The following is a 15,956-nucleotide window of genomic DNA, read 5'->3' on the forward strand; positions in this document are numbered from 1 at the left end:
TAAGTGAAAGGAACCTCAAGAAAGGAAGCGATCAAGTGAAAAGAGTACCAGTCATCTTCCTCAGATATATTGTCTTCTTTATTCCAGCAATCATTCTTAGTTTCTTGGTGTGGAACCATTACCAAGATGATTTGTCAGCAGGGAAAGCGACGCAATATGACGTCAGACGAATATTTACATTTGATGAAGGGAAACGAGTGGTGAGTGCTGTATCAAAAGACCAGCAGCTCCATTTTGTAATGTATGATCCTCAATCAGGAAAAATAATCAGTGAATGGACCACGGAAAGCGATACGTTTAATGAAATGCTGCCATCCATTCAAGGTAACAATCTCTTACTTGCTTTAAAAAATAAAGAGGGGCAGCTTTTGATCGAGAAACTAACGCCTAGCGGAGAAAAGAAAGAGCTCATTAAACAAAACTTGCAGATACCCTCGTTTTTAAAAACGAATACATATCAATGGAATGGACGGCTTGTGTTTACAGGAGAAATGGAAGGTGCCGCTACCGTCCTAGGTGAGCTAAAGAATGGTCAGTTTTTTCATGTGCACAATCTCAACAAACTGAACCTGCCAGCAAGACCCGTTTCCATCGATGCCGTCATGAACTCCTTTAGAGGCCAGACGCCTATACCTATATTTGAATTGACTTTAAAAAATGACCAGAAAGCATATGTCAGCGGAGTCTCAAACGATAAGCATCAGCTTGGGGTCTATGTCTCCAAAAACGCTGAACCGTTTAGCCTCATTAAAGATAAAGTGGAGAAGCAGCTAGCAAAAACAATCGGAACATCCCAAAACTTTGCCGTCGCTGTCGAATCTAACTATCCAAAAAGACCAAGGAAAGTGAATGCAGATGGAGGGCTTGGTGAAGTCGTCCCAACACCAAAACCGATTTATCAAACCTTTATCTACCAGCTTAATGAAGAAGAAGTTCTTCTTGCAGGCTCTACAGCAAAGGATGAAGCAAAAGGCAAGCTGACTGGTTATATTTACAACCACCGCACGAATAAGACGACGTCTGTCAGCAAGCTTTTTCAGTCGTTTTCATATGAAAATTTAAACAGAGAAGGACTATTTTTTCATAAAAATGTGAAAAGTGATTGGATCTATTATTCATTCGAAAATCAATTAACGGGTGCATTTGAGACGAAAAGCAAACAGCTAAAGGAATTTCCTTTGCAAAAAGTCATCTCAATCGAAAACGCAAGCCCTGCTCACCAAACATCATTTGACACCTTTATGCAATATGTCATGAAAGGCGGACCGCTCATTCTTAACTGGGCGATATGGATCTTGATCCCGCTGTTATTATTTGTACTAGCGATCTTCCTGCCGCCGATTTTGAGACTGGTGAGAAAGAACAAGATTAAGGACAGTGTCACATTAGAAGCCAATATTGTGTCTGTTAAAGAAACGGGCACCTACATCAACGAACAGCCAGTTGTCAGCATGCGGCTTCAATTTGAATATGAAGGGCAGCGCATAGAAAAGACGGTTAAAACGGTTGTATCCTACACCCAGATACCGCAGCCAGGCCAGCGTATTGTCATTCACTATGATCCGAAGAAGAAAAAGGCAATGCTCTTAAAAGAAGGTGACTTCTCACAGCCAAGTCAGCCAAAGTTCATCAAAGGCGCTGTTTTAAGAAATATAGAATCATATGGAACAGTAGGACGAGGCACTGTCTTATCACTCACATTTGAATTGGATCAGAAAACGTATATCATTCCAATGATTCAAGCCGCTGGTTTTGAATTTACAACAGGAGAAAAAGCCGATCTTGTCGACATCAACGGCCAGCTCAAAATGGCAGCCTATGGCCATGAAGTGCGGAATCGATCGGGGAAAGACGTGACATTAACAGGAACCATCCAGCGGGTGAAGCAATATCCAGTCACGATTCATAATCAGAAACCTATTATGCTGGATGTGACGGTTTCTAGCGGAGATCAGTCCATTACAAAAACGGTCAGTCAATTCATCCCTGACCATATGGAGGTTGCGCCAGGAACTCAAATCACGATGCAGACAAAACAAGAAGAGCTGGATAAAGAAATCAGTCTTATGCAAGAGAAACAAGGAAGTGCAAAAGTGACCCATGTCGCATTTTCTGGTGTCATCGGCAACCAGCCGTTAGCGACCATTCAGATTGAGAGAGATGGCGTGATGTATGAAGTGAAACAGCCAATCGATCCAATCACTAGCGTACTGCCAGGTGATGAATTGTGGGTGGCATATCACGACATGACGCGTCGAGCAGCCATTGTGAAATATGCATCAATATAAAAAAGCGTTCCTTTATCAGGACGCTTCAGCGTGAAGACTAGGGGCTAAAACGAATGTCGTTTTAGCCCTTTTTGATTAAGCTTTTGTATCATATTGGCGTAGCACCTTATCGTAGGCGAAGTTACCGAAAGGAATGAAAGCCGCAAAAAAACCAGCGATGGACCATTTCAAATGCCAGCGAACTTTAAAAGTCACATATGCCAAAATGAGCATATAGATGACAAACAATGCGCCATGAAGAGAGCCTACAATAGTGACTGCCATCGGAATATCCGCAAAATATTTTAGAGGCATGGCAATTAAAAGAAGGGTTAAAAGAGACATACCCTCAATAAAACCCGCCTGTCGAAGACGGCTAATACTTGTATGCATATACAAATCCTCCTGTATAAAAGCTAGTTTCTCATCTTCTAATATAAACGAAAGATCGTCTGGACATGCTGAAATCTACGAAAAATTCAAAATATGTTCATGGAATGCTTAAAAAATGGGAAAAGTCCTTTACTCTTTGTTTGTTTCAGAGAGTACTTGCTTTAAGTGCATAACATCATGTAATAAATGCTCTGTCATTGCTTGAACCGCTTCTCTGGAGCGGCGCTCTTTTATTTCAGAATAGATGGCTGTATGCTCTCTTTGAATGGTTTCAGCACGAGCCCCGCCGCTAAAATGGAAGATGCGGCAATAGTGAATGAGTGCATTCACGTGATTCAATTGTTTGGATAAGCGGTCATTGTGACTCGCCAAAATGATTTTTTGGTGAAAGGCTTCATGTAACTGGACGATCTCTTTAGATGGCAGCTGCTGCTTGATCGCTTCGTCCGCCTGCGTGAGAACCTGCTCAATTTCATCCATTTCTCTTTGCGAGGCTTCCTTACAGGCAAGCTCAACAGCAAGTGTTTCTAAGGCCGCCCGAATTTGATAAAGCTCCTCGACATCTTTTTCTGTTAATGTATAGACGGAATAGCCTGAGCGATGATCCGCGATTAAAAGCTCGTCTTTTTCTAACAGCCTCATCGCCTCTCTTACCGGTGATCGGCTTACGCCAAATTGCTTGGCAAGCTGTGTTTCATTGATGCGCTCTCCTGGCTGAAACTGGCCATCAAATATCATTTGCTTCAGCTGTTCATAAAATTGCATGTGATACGGTGCTGGTTTTTCCAACTCGAATGAATTCATACCATCGTTCCCTCTTTTATACATCATCTTTTGTCTCATGTTATCCAAGTTTTTCCCTCTAGGCAAGTCTGCATCGAAAAGTCAATATCGTACAATCCAAGAGAAAAAGGGTGTGCTACACTAATGATCAGTTCAGTGAAAAGAGGGATCGACATGAACACACAAGAGGAACGAACTGTACATTTTGATCAAGACTTGCAAATAGAGGCGTATCGCTTTCATGGCATCATGCAAAAGTTCCCGAATCATTTTCATACATATTATGTGATTGGATTTATTGAAGACGGTCAAAGACGTTTGATCTGCCAAAATCAAGAATACATCATTGAAAAGGGTGATATCCTTCTTTTCAATCCGTATGATAATCACGCATGTGAACAAATTGATCACAGGACACTCGATTATCGCTGTTTAAATATTGAAGCAGAGGTGCTGGAAAAAATCTTTCAGCACAAGCCGCATTTTAAAGCCCCTGTGTTTTCACAAAGTGAACGAACAAAGCCGTTATATGATTTACATCAAATGATCACAGAAGAAGCGCCTGCTTTGAATAAACAGGAAACCTTCTATTTCTTTATGAAACAATTGATTGAAGCCTATGCTGATACCCCAGGGGGAAAAGTATCAGCCGCACATGCCAACGAACAAAAAGTCCAAGACGTACAGCAATATATCGAAACACACCTCACGGAAAATATCTCGTTAGATGACTTAGGTGAGCTTGTGTCTATGAACAAATATTCATTGCTGCGTGCTTTTACAAAGTTCAGAGGCATCACGCCGTACCGTTATTTACAGACAGTCAGGGTGAACTATGCGAAGGAGCTTCTCGCCCAAGGAGTGAAGCCTGTAGATGCGGCTGCCTCCGCTGGATTTTCTGATCAAAGTCATTTGAGTCATTTCTTTTCAGAATTTATTGGACTCACGCCAGGGCAGTATCAGCAAATTTTTGTAAAGCAGGTAACTGCTGATGAAAAATAAACAGCTGCTTGGTCATTTGGCGGCCATGTTCACCATTTTTTTATGGGGATCTACCTTTATCTCTACCAAAATATTATTAACGGCTTTTTCTCCAACAGAGATTTTATTTTTCCGTTTTTTTATAGGGTACTTGGCTCTGATGATCATCTATCCAGTCACCATGAAGGTGCGAAGTAAAAAGCATGAAGGGATGTTTGCGCTGGCAGGTTTATGCGGTGTGGTCTTATATTACTTTTTAGAAAATGTCGCACTTACTTATACGTTCGCTTCGAATGCAGGTGTCATCAGCTCCGTTGTCCCATTCTTCTCTTTTTTATTGGCTTATTTTTTATTAAAAGATGAGCCGCTGCACAGCCGGTTTTTCATAGGCTTTTTCATCGCGATGACGGGAATTGTGCTGATTAGCATGAATGGAATGACGACGTTTCAATTGAATCCACTCGGTGATGCGTTAGCATTAACGGCCACCATCGTTTGGGCATTCTATTCCATTTTATCGAAGATGATCAACCAATATGGCTACCATATCATTCAGGTAACAAGGCGTGTTTTCTTTTACGGACTGCTATGGATGATTCCACTGATCTGGCATTTTAAAATTCGTTTAGACTGGGAACGATTGACGAATCCATCGTTTGCCTTCCACTTGCTGTTTTTAGGCCTTTTCGCATCTGCCATTTGTTTTCTGACATGGAGTTTTTCCGTGAAAACGCTCGGTGTGGTGAAATCGAGTGTGTATATTTATGGAGTGCCCCTTATTACGATGGTTATTTCAATGATCGTTCTTCATGAGAGATTGACCTTTATGTCTGCGCTTGGAACGGCACTGACCTTAGGAGGTTTGCTGCTTTCAGATAAAAAAAGTACGGGAAGAAAGAAACAGAAAGCCCCGTGTGCTGATGCAGGATAAAAAGGCGCTTTGATCAAAAAAGCGTCTTTTGTCCATTGTAAGAACAGACACTCTCTAGTAAACTCGAATTAAATGGTCGACGGTCGACCGATGACGAAGGGGGAAAAATCAATGAAGCATGTTTCAATTGCAGCAATACCAGGAGACGGGGTTGGAAAGGAAGTTGTACCAGAAGCCATCCGAGTTTTGAAAGCGATATCAGATGTGCATGGCGGTCTGTCTTTCACCTTTCAGGATTTTCCATGGAGCTGTGAATATTATTTAGAGCATGGCGAAATGATGCCAAAGGATGGATTGGAACAACTGAAAGCCTTTGACAGCATTTTCTTAGGGGCAGTCGGAGATGCCAATTTAGTGCCGGATCATGTATCGCTTTGGGGATTGCTGATTAAAATTAGACGTGAATTTGAGCAGGTGATAAACGTTAGACCTGCAAAACAGCTGAGCGGTATTCGCTCCCCGCTTGCTCAGCCAAAGGATTTCGATCTTCTTGTTGTAAGAGAAAACGGTGAAGGTGAATATAGTGAAATCGGAGGCCGCATCTATCAAGGGGAAGATCAGCTTGCCATTCAAAATGCTGTTTTCTCAAGAAAAGGGACAGAGCGAGCCATGCGCTTTGCTTTTCAATTAGCAGAAAAAAGACGAAAGCATGTGACAAGTGCAACCAAATCGAACGGAATCGTTCATACAATGCCATTTTGGGATGAAGTGTTTCAAGACGTAGCAAAGGATTATCCAGAGGTGACAGCAGACTCGCAGCACATTGATGCGCTCTCAGCCTTCTTTGTGACAAGACCAGAGAAATTTGATGTGATTGTTGCCAGCAATTTATTTGGCGATATTTTAACTGATCTTGGGGCTGCAATTATGGGAAGTATTGGCGTGGCGCCTGCCGCCAACATCAATGTGAATGGCAAATATCCATCCATGTTTGAGCCTGTACACGGATCAGCCCCAGACATTGCAGGAAAAGGAATCGCCAACCCAATCGGTCAAATTTGGACCGCTAAACTCATGCTTGATCATTTCGGTGAGGAAGAACTGGGTACACACCTGCTCGAAATCATCGAGTCAGTCACAGCAGACGGCTTTTTAACGGCAGACATCGGCGGGGCTTATCAAACACAAGAAATCACAAACGAAATCATCACGCGCTTGAAGAAATAATCCGTCATTAGAACCACATCTCCACGTCTGCTATAATAAAAGGATGGATAGAAGAAAGAGATGTGAAATCTAGTGTCAAAAACAGTTGTATTAGCAGAGAAACCTTCAGTAGGACGTGACTTAGCACGTGTACTGAAGTGTCATAAAAAAGGAAATGGTTTTTTAGAAGGAGATCAATACATTGTAACGTGGGCCCTTGGACATTTGGTCACACTGGCTGATCCAGAAGGCTACGGAAAAGAATATCAATCCTGGCGTTTGGAGGATTTGCCGATCATTCCAGAGCCGCTCAAGCTTGTCGTCATGAAAAAGACAGGCAAACAATTTCAAGCAGTGAAAGCGCAGCTTGCAAGAAAAGATGTAAAAGACATTGTCATCGCAACAGATGCTGGACGTGAAGGGGAGCTTGTCGCAAGATGGATTCTTGAAAAAGCGCATGTGAAAAAGCCCCTAAAACGACTATGGATCTCATCTGTTACGGATAAAGCCATTCAAGAAGGCTTCAAACGACTAAAAGACGGCAGAGAATATGATAACCTTTATCGCTCAGCGGTTGCACGTGCAGAGGCAGACTGGATTGTAGGGATCAACGCAACAAGGGCGCTGACGACCAAGTTCAATGCACAGCTTTCCTGCGGACGGGTACAAACACCAACGATTGCCATGATCGCCAAACGAGAAGAAGACATTCAGCAATTCCAGCCGAAGCCGTTCTATGGAATGACTGCACAAGTAGATGGACTTACCTTGACATGGCAGGATGCCAAAACAAAGCAAAACCGCACATTCCAAGAGAATGTTATAAAAGAGCGTTTGGCAGGCTGCAAAGGAAAACCAGCAGTGATCGATGCATTGAAAAAAACAGCGAAAAAAGCTTTTGCTCCAGGACTGTACGACCTGACTGAATTGCAGCGTGATGCGCATAAACGCTACGGATTCTCAGCAAAAGAAACATTATCTACGCTTCAGCGGTTGTATGAGCAGCATAAGCTTGTGACATATCCGCGTACAGATTCACGATTTATTTCAGCGGATATCGTTCCTACATTAAAAGATCGATTAAAAGGAATGAATGTCAGACCGTACGCTCAGCATGTGAACCGCATTTTACAATCAGGTGTGAAAGCGCACAAAGGCTTCGTCAACGATGCAAAAGTGTCAGATCACCATGCGATCATTCCAACCGAGGAAGAGCTGTATCCTGGTGCATTAAGTGATAAAGAGCGTAAATTGTATGATCTTATTGCCAAACGATTCCTTGCTGTACTCATGAATCCTTTTGAATACGAGGAAACAACGGTGATCGCCAAAATAGGCAGTGAAACATTCACAGCAAAAGGAAAAACCGTGCAATCAGCCGGCTGGAAAGCCGTGTATGATGAATCCTATGAAGACGAGGAATCAGCCGAAGCAGATCAGCATCTGCCGGTACTCTCCGAAGGGCAATCACTTGAAGTGCGCCAGCTGAAAGAAACAAAAGGAGAAACGAAACCTCCTGCCCGTTTTAATGAAGCAACCCTGCTATCCGCTATGGAGAACCCAGCGGCATTTATGCAAAATCAGGAAAAGGACTTAGTGAAAACCCTTGGTGAAACAGGCGGACTAGGGACAGTAGCCACAAGAGCCGATATCATTGAAAAACTGTTCAACAGCTTCTTAATCGAGAAAAAGGGCAAAGATATTTTCATCACATCGAAAGGAAAGCAGCTGCTCTTCTTAGTGCCTGAAGACTTAAAGTCTCCAGCATTAACAGCAGAGTGGGAACAAAAGCTTTCTAAAATCGCAAAAGGACAGCTGAAGGCTTCTCAATTCATGAGTGAAATGAAGTCCTATGCAAAACAAGCCGTATCTGAAATCAAACAGACGAACCAAACCTTTAAGCATGATAATGTCACTGGCACCCATTGTCCGGACTGCGGAAAACTTATGCTGAAAGTAAATGGAAAACATGGCACAATGCTCGTGTGCCAAGACCGAGAATGCGGCCACCGTAAAAATGTGGCGAAGAAAACAAACGCACGCTGCCCGAACTGCCATAAAAAGCTCGAGCTGCGCGGAGAAGGCGATGGCAAAATCTTCGCTTGTGTGTGCGGCCATAGAGAAAAACTGTCTGTTTTCGAAAAACGCAAATCACAATCCAATCAAAAGAGAGCCAGTAAGCATGATGTGTCAAAATATATGAAGAAACAAAAGAAAGTGGAAGAACCAATCAATAACGCACTGGCTGAACAATTAAAGAAATTAAAATTAGATCAATAGTATTATAAAAACCCATGCGGAAACGCATGGGTTTTCCAATGTAATCAAGCATATCGACATATTGTTTTTCTGAAAATGGGAATGTCTATGCGAAAAGACTCGTAATTTGGTATAAAATATTTATTTAAATTTAAACAGAAACAATCTATAATAAATCGTTGGAATGCTAAGAGAACGGGAGTTGAAAGGGGACACGAATGGATACACCCATACATCGCATAGGTATTGTTTTACTCATTGTCATTCTACTAGGCGGATGTACCTGGAAGCAGCAGAAGGAGTCATCTTATCCAGTATCACCACAGCCTGTATTGCCTGGAGAATATTTTATTACTCATCACCTCATGACAGATCAAGGCATGATTCGCACTTCATTTGCAGAGCAGCATATCTACTTATCTGAATCGCTTGGGCTTTGGATGGATTATCTTGTTCGAAAAAAAGACCAAAATTCTTTTGACCAACAATTTGGTGTCCTGCAAGATGAATTTTTACTAGACCATCATCTTCTCAGCTGGCAAATCGAATCTGATCAAAAAAGTAAGGCCAATGCCTTAGTTGATGACTTACGGGTAGTGGCGGCACTTCAAAAGGCAGATCGTTTATGGAAGAATGCAGCGTATCAAACCACAGCAAAAGAAATCGCACAAGCGTTAAAAGACAAGAATATGTATAGGGGCATCTTGTCCGATTATTATGATGCATCAACAAATCGAACTTCACACACAATCACACTCTCATATTTAGACCCAAAAGCAATCAAAGAATTGGAATCCCTCAAAATATTCACGAAACAAATGACGAGTAACCAATTGACCATTCTAAAACAAGCACCGAGAAAAAAAGGATTCTTTCCTAAATCCTATGACATAAAGAAAAAAGCCTATTCATTTGATCGAGAAATCAATATGATTGATCAACTCTATACGGCTCTACATGCTGATCGTGCAAAGGTGAATACGTCCGCGATCATGAAATGGCTTAAAACGACTTTTAAAAAAGAAGGAAAGCTGTACGGTAGATATAAACTGAGCACATTGCAGCCATCAGTGACGTATGAATCGCCTTCTGTATATGCGCTGGTCATCTTGTATGCTCTTAAACGAAACGAACTGGAATTCGCAAAAGAGGTGTATGACCGCATGAAAGAATTACAAATTCAAGATCCTCTCAAGGATTATTATGGAGGGTACATGAACGAAAAAGACACACACTCATTTGACAACTTATTGCCTCTCATTGCAGAAAGGGAGCTTTTTAATGAATCGGTTATTCAGTAATACGTATCGTTTATATTATTCTCTGCTCCTCACGTTCGCAGGTCTTATTTTGTTTATGGGCTACCTTGGCGTACATGATGCAGAGAGCTTTTTGATGATCACACTGACTTTTGTCGTGTTAGGATGCGGGATTTTATTTGGCATCTTACCAGCATTAATTTTTACCTTGCTGATGCTGTTCTTTATAGGAAGTGCTATGTTCTTTACAGAGCTTGGCCACACAAATCCCTTCTTTTCCAATCAAACATTGCAGGATGTGGTGGTTTGGGGCGCAGCTCTTCTCTTTTTCGCGATTTCAGCAGGAAGCTTGCATGAGCGAATCAAGACGATGCGTCACACCATAGAACAACAAAAGCAGGCGATGAAACAATTTGTGGCGATTGACTCGACAACTGGATTTGACAATGCAGATCGGATGAAGCTGGAATTATCCGAGGAAATGAAACGGGCAGAACGCTACAAACAGCCATTCGTTTTTATCCTTCTTCATATCCATTATGCAGCGGAATTCAAATCATTATATGGAGAAAAAGAAATGCAGCACCTATTTCAGCAAACAAGTATCAAGATTCGCGAAAGTGTCAGAGAAACTGATAAGAAATTTCGATTATCCGAAGAACGAATAGGATTGCTGCTTACTCACACACCAGAAGAGAATGTCTCTGTCGTCCTTGAGAAGCTAAAAGATAAATTGCAAAAGCATGTGCTGTTAAACGGCCGTGAAGTCACCCTGACTTTTCATGTCTGTCATTTAACAAGCAGTTCGGATTATCGTACGCCAGAGCAATTTTTAGAAGAACTAGAAAAAGAGATGATGATGAATGAACTTTAATTCTATAATGAAATGCTGTTTGATGATCGCTCTTTTTTTCATTCTTTCGTTTCAATACATGGCTTCAGCCGACGCGCTTGCCAAGCCAGATACCCTGATCGTTTATTCAACAGAATCGGGAGAAGCGACTCCAGCAGTGCATATGCTGGATCTACTCGCCGGACATTTTTCCAAACAGACGACGATTGTATCTGATGAACATTTGGCTGAAAAGAAGATCAGCGAATTTCAGCAAGTCTTCTATCTAGGGGAAATAAAGAGAACCTTACCAAAACAGGCCATTCGTGTAATGAACGAAGCACAGAAGATCATAGCCATTGGATACAATGCGGACCAGCTGCGCCCATTTTCCAAGCTTACTTTTCATAAACAAGAACACACGAGTCAAATCAAATATACAGATGATCCCACTTACCGTCAGCTAGAGAAAAGGATCACTGCGTTAACGGTTCAAGGGGCAGACTTGCAAAGTGAATTTCTCTTGAAGAAGCATGAAGCTGATCTTCCATTTGTGATTCAAACGAAAGAAGGTGCGGCCTATATCGGAATCTTAGATGTTGTGCAGCACAACGAGCTTCTTGCAGAGGTGTTAGAAAAACACCTGCCTTCTTCTGATCAGCTGACCACAAAGTACTTAAAGCTTGGGAACATCAGTCCTGTCACTGACGAGAAAAAACTGCTTGAGCTTGGACAATATGTATCCACTCGGCATATCCCGTTTCTGATAGCGGTAACCCCTGTTTGGGTGGATCGAACAACAGGCGATGAAGTGACACTGAGTGACCGCCCGAAGCTCGTAAAAGTGTTAAAACAATTGCAAAGTAATGGAGCCAGCATTATTCTTCATGGATTTAGCCGTACGTATCGAACAGAGGATTCTGGTCAGGACTTTGAGTTCTGGGATGCAAAGAATGATCAGTCCATTACGTCAAATGACCCAAAAAAAGCCGAGAAGAATCAAAGTGAAAGTCATTTTTCGAATGAGAAAGACTTCCATGCTTATACGAGATCGAATCAGCAGCAAGAAACCATCTATACAGAAGAAAAACTGACAAAAGGTATTGAGTTTCTTGCGCAGCAAGGTCTCTATCCACTGGGATTCGAGGTGCCGCATGATGCCATATCTCAACAAGGCTATGAAGTGATATCAAGGCATGTGTCCAGTCTGTTTGGACAGGTACAGCTGTCGGACCATACGTGGAAAACAGCCGGTGCTCCGCCACTCGTGACGAAACCCGCCATGCTTCATGGCATGACCTTATATCCTCAGCAATCAGTAGAGCCAGCGTCTGACCAAGAAGGTTCAAATATTTTAACAGAACAAAAGATTCAATCCATCCAGCATCTTCAATCAGCCGCAATCGGGCTGTCCTATGATGTGGAATCCGGAATAACTGGATTGCAGAATCTAATGACGCTGATGGATGCAATTCCTTCTAGTGAATGGCTGGATTTAAAGAAAACAAAACAAACAGTCCAAACACCACATGTACAAATCAAAACATCAGGAAATGGACATATTCAAGTAGAACAATCCAATAGAGCAGAAACCAAAACAGTTAAACGAAGCGGCATGGAAAATATGCTGCGAATTCTAACAGTCGTGGTGATGCTGTTTATTGCGGCATTTGCTTTTTACACATTGTATTTAAGGCTGACAATGAAAAAACGAATTTTTAAGGAGAGAAAATTAGGTGGCTGATGTCTTATTTTATCTTTCATTAATACTGATTTGGATCATGCTCCTATACCACATGTTTCTCATGCAGGGCGGCTTTCAGCACTACCTGACCTACGAAAAAGTGCTGCCTGAATGGACGAAACAAGGGAAAGAGCTGCCGACCGTCAGCATTCTAATTCCTGCTCATAATGAAGAAGTTGTCATCCGGCAAACGCTAAAAGCAATGGTCCAGCTATCCTATCCTAAACATCTTCTTGAAATCATTGTGATTAATGACAATTCTTCCGATGGCACAGGGGATATCGTGCAGTCTTTCAGTGAGCAATATGATCATGTTCATATGATTGAAACGAAGCCGCCATTTGCAGGAAAGGGAAAATCCACTGCACTGAATGAAGGCTTAAAGGCTTCAACAGGAGAAGTCATCTGCGTATACGATGCAGATAACATGCCTGAACAAAAGGCCGTCTATCATTTGGTTCTTGGTTTATTGAATGACCCTAAGGCAGGCGCTGTTGTCGGGAAATTCAGGGTTATCAATGCAGCCAAAAATCTCCTGACCAAATTTATTAATATTGAGACCATCTGCTTCCAATGGATGGCGCAGGGTGGAAGATGGAAGTGGTTTGGTATTGCGACAATACCAGGTACCAACTTCGCCATCCGCCGGCACATTTTAGAAGAGCTTGGCGGCTGGGATGTTCATGCGTTGGCTGAGGACACTGAATTAACGATTCGAGTCTATAACCTTGGCTATGTCATTCGATTTTTCCCGGCTGCGATTACATGGGAACAAGAGCCTGAGACATGGAAGGTCTGGTGGCGGCAAAGAACGCGCTGGGCACGAGGCAATCAATATGTTGTACTCAAATTTTTAAAGCAGTTTATGAAGCTGAAACGAAAACGAATGATTTTCGATTTGTTTTATTTCTTCTTTACGTATTTCTTATTTTTCTTCGGTGTCCTGCTCTCAAATGGCATCTTTATCGTGAACCTATTTGTTGACCTTCACTTATCTGTAGGAGCTGTTGCACTGATCCTGTGGGGATTGGCCTTCTTCCTCTTTCTAACAGAAGTGATGATTACATTAAGCATTGAGAAAACAGAGCTCACCAAACAAAATATACTCATTGTGGCACTCATGTACTTCACTTATTCTCAAGTATGGATTGCGCTAGTCGTGTACTCCTTATGTGTAGAGGCAAAGAGCCGATTATTCAAACAAGAAGTGAAATGGTACAAAACCGAGCGTTACGATCAACAACAAAAGAAAAGCGGGTGACAAATTGAAATCGGTAAAATGGATGATTTTTATATTGGTGATATCCCTTGCCATTCAGCCCTTTTTTATGGCGGGTCAAGCAATGGCGCAATCAAATCGAGTACAAGTGAAAGATGACTGGATTCGCTCATCTAAAGGAAGCCAGACAGAAACGCAGCACTTATCAGAAGATGTAGTGACCTTGTATGGACAAGAAGACCGCACTGAATTTTCCTATCAAATAGAGAAAGAAAAAGTAGAGTCTAGCATCCTTACATTGAATATAGAGGCTTCACCATTACTCATTTCGCCATCTTCGTTCACAGTCATGATCGATGGAGAGATTGAAAAGACCATTCCCGTATCAGGGAAAAACCAAAAGAAATCAATTCAAATCAAATTAAGCAAATCGCAATTGAAAAAAGGTTCTCATCAAATTCAGCTCGCATTTTATGGCGTGTTAAAAGAAGGTGTGTGTATCAACCAAGAGACACCTGCCAACTGGCTGAAAGTATATCCTGAAAGTGAGCTGGCTTTCAAAGGAACTCAAACGAAAGACGTGACGTTAGACAGCTTCCCTTCACCTTTCATTCAAACAGGTGATCAGAAAGAACAAACAGATATCGTGATTCCAAATTCACCGGAAGCAGCAGAATTAGAAGCGGCTATGAAAGTATACCGTACGTTGAAAAACAAAGACCGCCAAGCAGACCTCAAACTCGTCCAAGAAAAGGACCTCAAGCAAATTGCGCATCCAACCATTGCTGTAGGAGCAAAAGGAAACTGGGATGGACGAGTAAAATCGATCGAGCAAGCTGCGAAGATGAAAACTGCAAACAATCAGCTCACATTAGCGGTGAGAACCTTGACAGGAAAGAAAAAAGAACAGCCTATTTTATTTGTCACTGCTAAGCAGCCAAAAACAATTGCTGAAAAAATCAATGTCCTAACTCAACCAGAACTGACTGGTCAGCTCACTGGTAGCGATTTACTGCTTCAAAAGGTTACGGCTAAAGCATCAAAACCATCTCATCAAATTCGTTTAAAAGATTTCGGTGGAGAGGATGTCACAGTTGGAACCAAGAAAACGTCGTCTGAACATTACTATTATCCGAAGGCATTGATCGCTAATCAAAAATCAGGTGCAAAGCTAAATCTATCATTTAAAAAATCTGTTATAGCGAACAAAGCGGAACGCTTAACAGTCATGATCAATAACGAACCGCACGATGTACCATTAACAAAACTAGGAAACAAAGATGAGAATGGATTCTATCATGTGTCAATTCCAGTAGATTCACAAGTACTCCAAAAGAACGAATATATTGATTTGCAATTTGTTACTACAGGCTTTAAAAACATGGAATCCTGCAGACATACGGATGAAGAAGGCTGGATTTACATTGATAAGAACAGCTCTCTTCAAATACAAGAAGGTACGACTAGTGATACACCGGATTTAGCCGCATGGCCGCTTCCTTTCACATCAAAAACGCAGCAAGGAAAAACATTGATCGTCATTCCAGATCAACTCAAGCAAGAAACGATCAATCAAATGGCGATGCTGACAGAATCATTTAGTCAGCCGGAAGCTGCCCAATATCATTTGATCAAAGCTTCAAATGTGACAAATGATCAATTGAAAGATCACTCTCTCATTTTCATCGGGGGCATTCAAACGTTCTCTCTTTTAAAAGAAAAGGCAGACGATCTCATCGTTCCAGTGAAAAAGGATCAGTATGATGTATCCTCCTTTGGCATGATCAACGAAACGACTGCTCGTATCGTATGGACGCAGCCATCTGTATGGAATAAAGAACAGACAATGACCGTCTTTTCAGGAATGAATGCAGCTGACGCTGATCTTTCACATGAAGTGCTTCATTTCCTGCAAACAAATACGGAAACGGCAACAGTCGCAATCGGGAGCAAAAACAAAGACATGTTCTCTAATCATCAAACGGTCAGCAGCACAACAAATGATCTCCAAAAAGATGAAAAGCAAGGCATCGATGATTCTTGGATTTACTTTGCATGTATCGCTGCGCTGATTATTTTTGTGGTCGGGCTGATTATTTATTTCGTGCGAAAAAACCGCAAAAAGACTGATTGATAAACGAT

Annotated in this window: 11 protein-coding genes and 1 pseudogene; 10 read left to right on the forward strand and 2 right to left on the reverse strand. The window is 41.9% G+C overall.

Translation table 11 applies throughout. The features are described 5' to 3' along the window. The first annotated feature begins 35 nt into the window (after nt 1–35). Nucleotides 36–2,288 (forward strand): hypothetical protein, encoded by a 2,253-nt coding sequence (locus MHI08_RS02315; protein WP_342499956.1) that lies wholly within the window; start codon nt 36–38, stop codon nt 2,286–2,288. A gap of 75 nt (nt 2,289–2,363) precedes the next feature. Here the strand turns inward: MHI08_RS02315 and MHI08_RS02320 are convergent, their stop codons facing one another. Then, the gene (locus MHI08_RS02320; protein WP_008347156.1) at nt 2,364–2,660 is read right to left on the reverse strand and encodes a DUF3817 domain-containing protein; all 297 of its coding nucleotides are present in this window, start codon (nt 2,658–2,660) and stop codon (nt 2,364–2,366) included. Nucleotides 2,661–2,789: 129 nt separating this feature from the next. Further along, a complete protein-coding gene (locus tag MHI08_RS02325; RefSeq protein WP_342499957.1) occupies nt 2,790–3,464 on the reverse strand; it encodes a GntR family transcriptional regulator in 675 nt (224 codons plus the stop codon). Between the two features lie 153 nt (nt 3,465–3,617). Here MHI08_RS02325 and MHI08_RS02330 point away from each other — a divergent pair, with 153 nt between their 5' ends. The 9 genes and pseudogenes from MHI08_RS02330 to MHI08_RS02370 all read left to right on the forward strand — a co-directional run bounded on the left by MHI08_RS02330 (nt 3,618) and on the right by MHI08_RS02370 (nt 15,948). Further along, nucleotides 3,618–4,445: an AraC family transcriptional regulator gene (locus MHI08_RS02330; RefSeq protein ID WP_087975295.1), complete on the forward strand. Its 828-nt coding sequence runs from the start codon at nt 3,618–3,620 to the stop codon at nt 4,443–4,445. Further along, a pseudogene (locus tag MHI08_RS02335) lies at nt 4,435–5,368 on the forward strand (DMT family transporter). Before MHI08_RS02330 ends, MHI08_RS02335 begins: the two are co-directional and overlap by 11 nt. 98 nt (nt 5,369–5,466) lie before the next feature. Next, nucleotides 5,467–6,522, forward strand: coding sequence for a tartrate dehydrogenase (locus tag MHI08_RS02340; RefSeq protein ID WP_024427347.1), 1,056 nt, complete (start codon nt 5,467–5,469; stop codon nt 6,520–6,522). A gap of 72 nt (nt 6,523–6,594) precedes the next feature. After that, nucleotides 6,595–8,781: a DNA topoisomerase III gene (locus tag MHI08_RS02345; protein WP_342499958.1), complete on the forward strand. Its 2,187-nt coding sequence runs from the start codon at nt 6,595–6,597 to the stop codon at nt 8,779–8,781. Nucleotides 8,782–8,978: 197 nt separating this feature from the next. Continuing rightward, complete coding sequence (locus MHI08_RS02350) at nt 8,979–10,061, forward strand: glycosyl hydrolase family 8 (RefSeq protein WP_197172362.1); 1,083 nt, start codon at nt 8,979–8,981, stop codon at nt 10,059–10,061. After that, nucleotides 10,042–10,893: a GGDEF domain-containing protein gene (locus tag MHI08_RS02355; RefSeq protein ID WP_056765218.1), complete on the forward strand. Its 852-nt coding sequence runs from the start codon at nt 10,042–10,044 to the stop codon at nt 10,891–10,893. Before MHI08_RS02350 ends, MHI08_RS02355 begins: the two co-directional genes overlap by 20 nt. Continuing rightward, nucleotides 10,883–12,595, forward strand: a complete 1,713-nt coding sequence (locus tag MHI08_RS02360) for a DUF2334 domain-containing protein (protein WP_342499959.1) — start codon at nt 10,883–10,885, stop codon at nt 12,593–12,595. Before MHI08_RS02355 ends, MHI08_RS02360 begins: the two co-directional genes overlap by 11 nt. Then, the gene (locus tag MHI08_RS02365) at nt 12,588–13,856 is read left to right on the forward strand and encodes a glycosyltransferase (RefSeq protein WP_024427352.1); all 1,269 of its coding nucleotides are present in this window, start codon (nt 12,588–12,590) and stop codon (nt 13,854–13,856) included. Before MHI08_RS02360 ends, MHI08_RS02365 begins: the two co-directional genes overlap by 8 nt. 4 nt (nt 13,857–13,860) lie before the next feature. Beyond that, on the forward strand, nt 13,861–15,948 hold the full coding sequence (locus tag MHI08_RS02370) for a cellulose biosynthesis cyclic di-GMP-binding regulatory protein BcsB (protein WP_342499960.1): 2,088 nt from the start codon (nt 13,861–13,863) through the stop codon (nt 15,946–15,948). Nucleotides 15,949–15,956 lie beyond the last annotated feature (8 nt).

Source organism: Bacillus sp. FSL M7-0791 (assembly GCF_038627085.1).
GTDB classification, from domain to species: Bacteria; Bacillota; Bacilli; order Bacillales; family Bacillaceae; genus Bacillus; species Bacillus safensis.

Bases quoted from the DNA above. Each gene is read 5' to 3' on its own strand.
- MHI08_RS02350 (WP_197172362.1), top strand. From the start codon at position 8,979: ATGGATACACCCATACATCGCATAGGTATTGTTTTACTCATTGTCATT.
- MHI08_RS02355 (WP_056765218.1), top strand. From the start codon at position 10,042: ATGAATCGGTTATTCAGTAATACGTATCGTTTATATTATTCTCTGCTC.
- MHI08_RS02340 (WP_024427347.1), top strand. From the start codon at position 5,467: ATGAAGCATGTTTCAATTGCAGCAATACCAGGAGACGGGGTTGGAAAG.
- MHI08_RS02330 (WP_087975295.1), top strand. From the start codon at position 3,618: ATGAACACACAAGAGGAACGAACTGTACATTTTGATCAAGACTTGCAA.
- MHI08_RS02320 (WP_008347156.1), bottom strand. From the start codon at position 2,660: ATGCATACAAGTATTAGCCGTCTTCGACAGGCGGGTTTTATTGAGGGT.
- MHI08_RS02360 (WP_342499959.1), top strand. From the start codon at position 10,883: ATGAACTTTAATTCTATAATGAAATGCTGTTTGATGATCGCTCTTTTT.
- MHI08_RS02325 (WP_342499957.1), bottom strand. From the start codon at position 3,464: ATGAATTCATTCGAGTTGGAAAAACCAGCACCGTATCACATGCAATTT.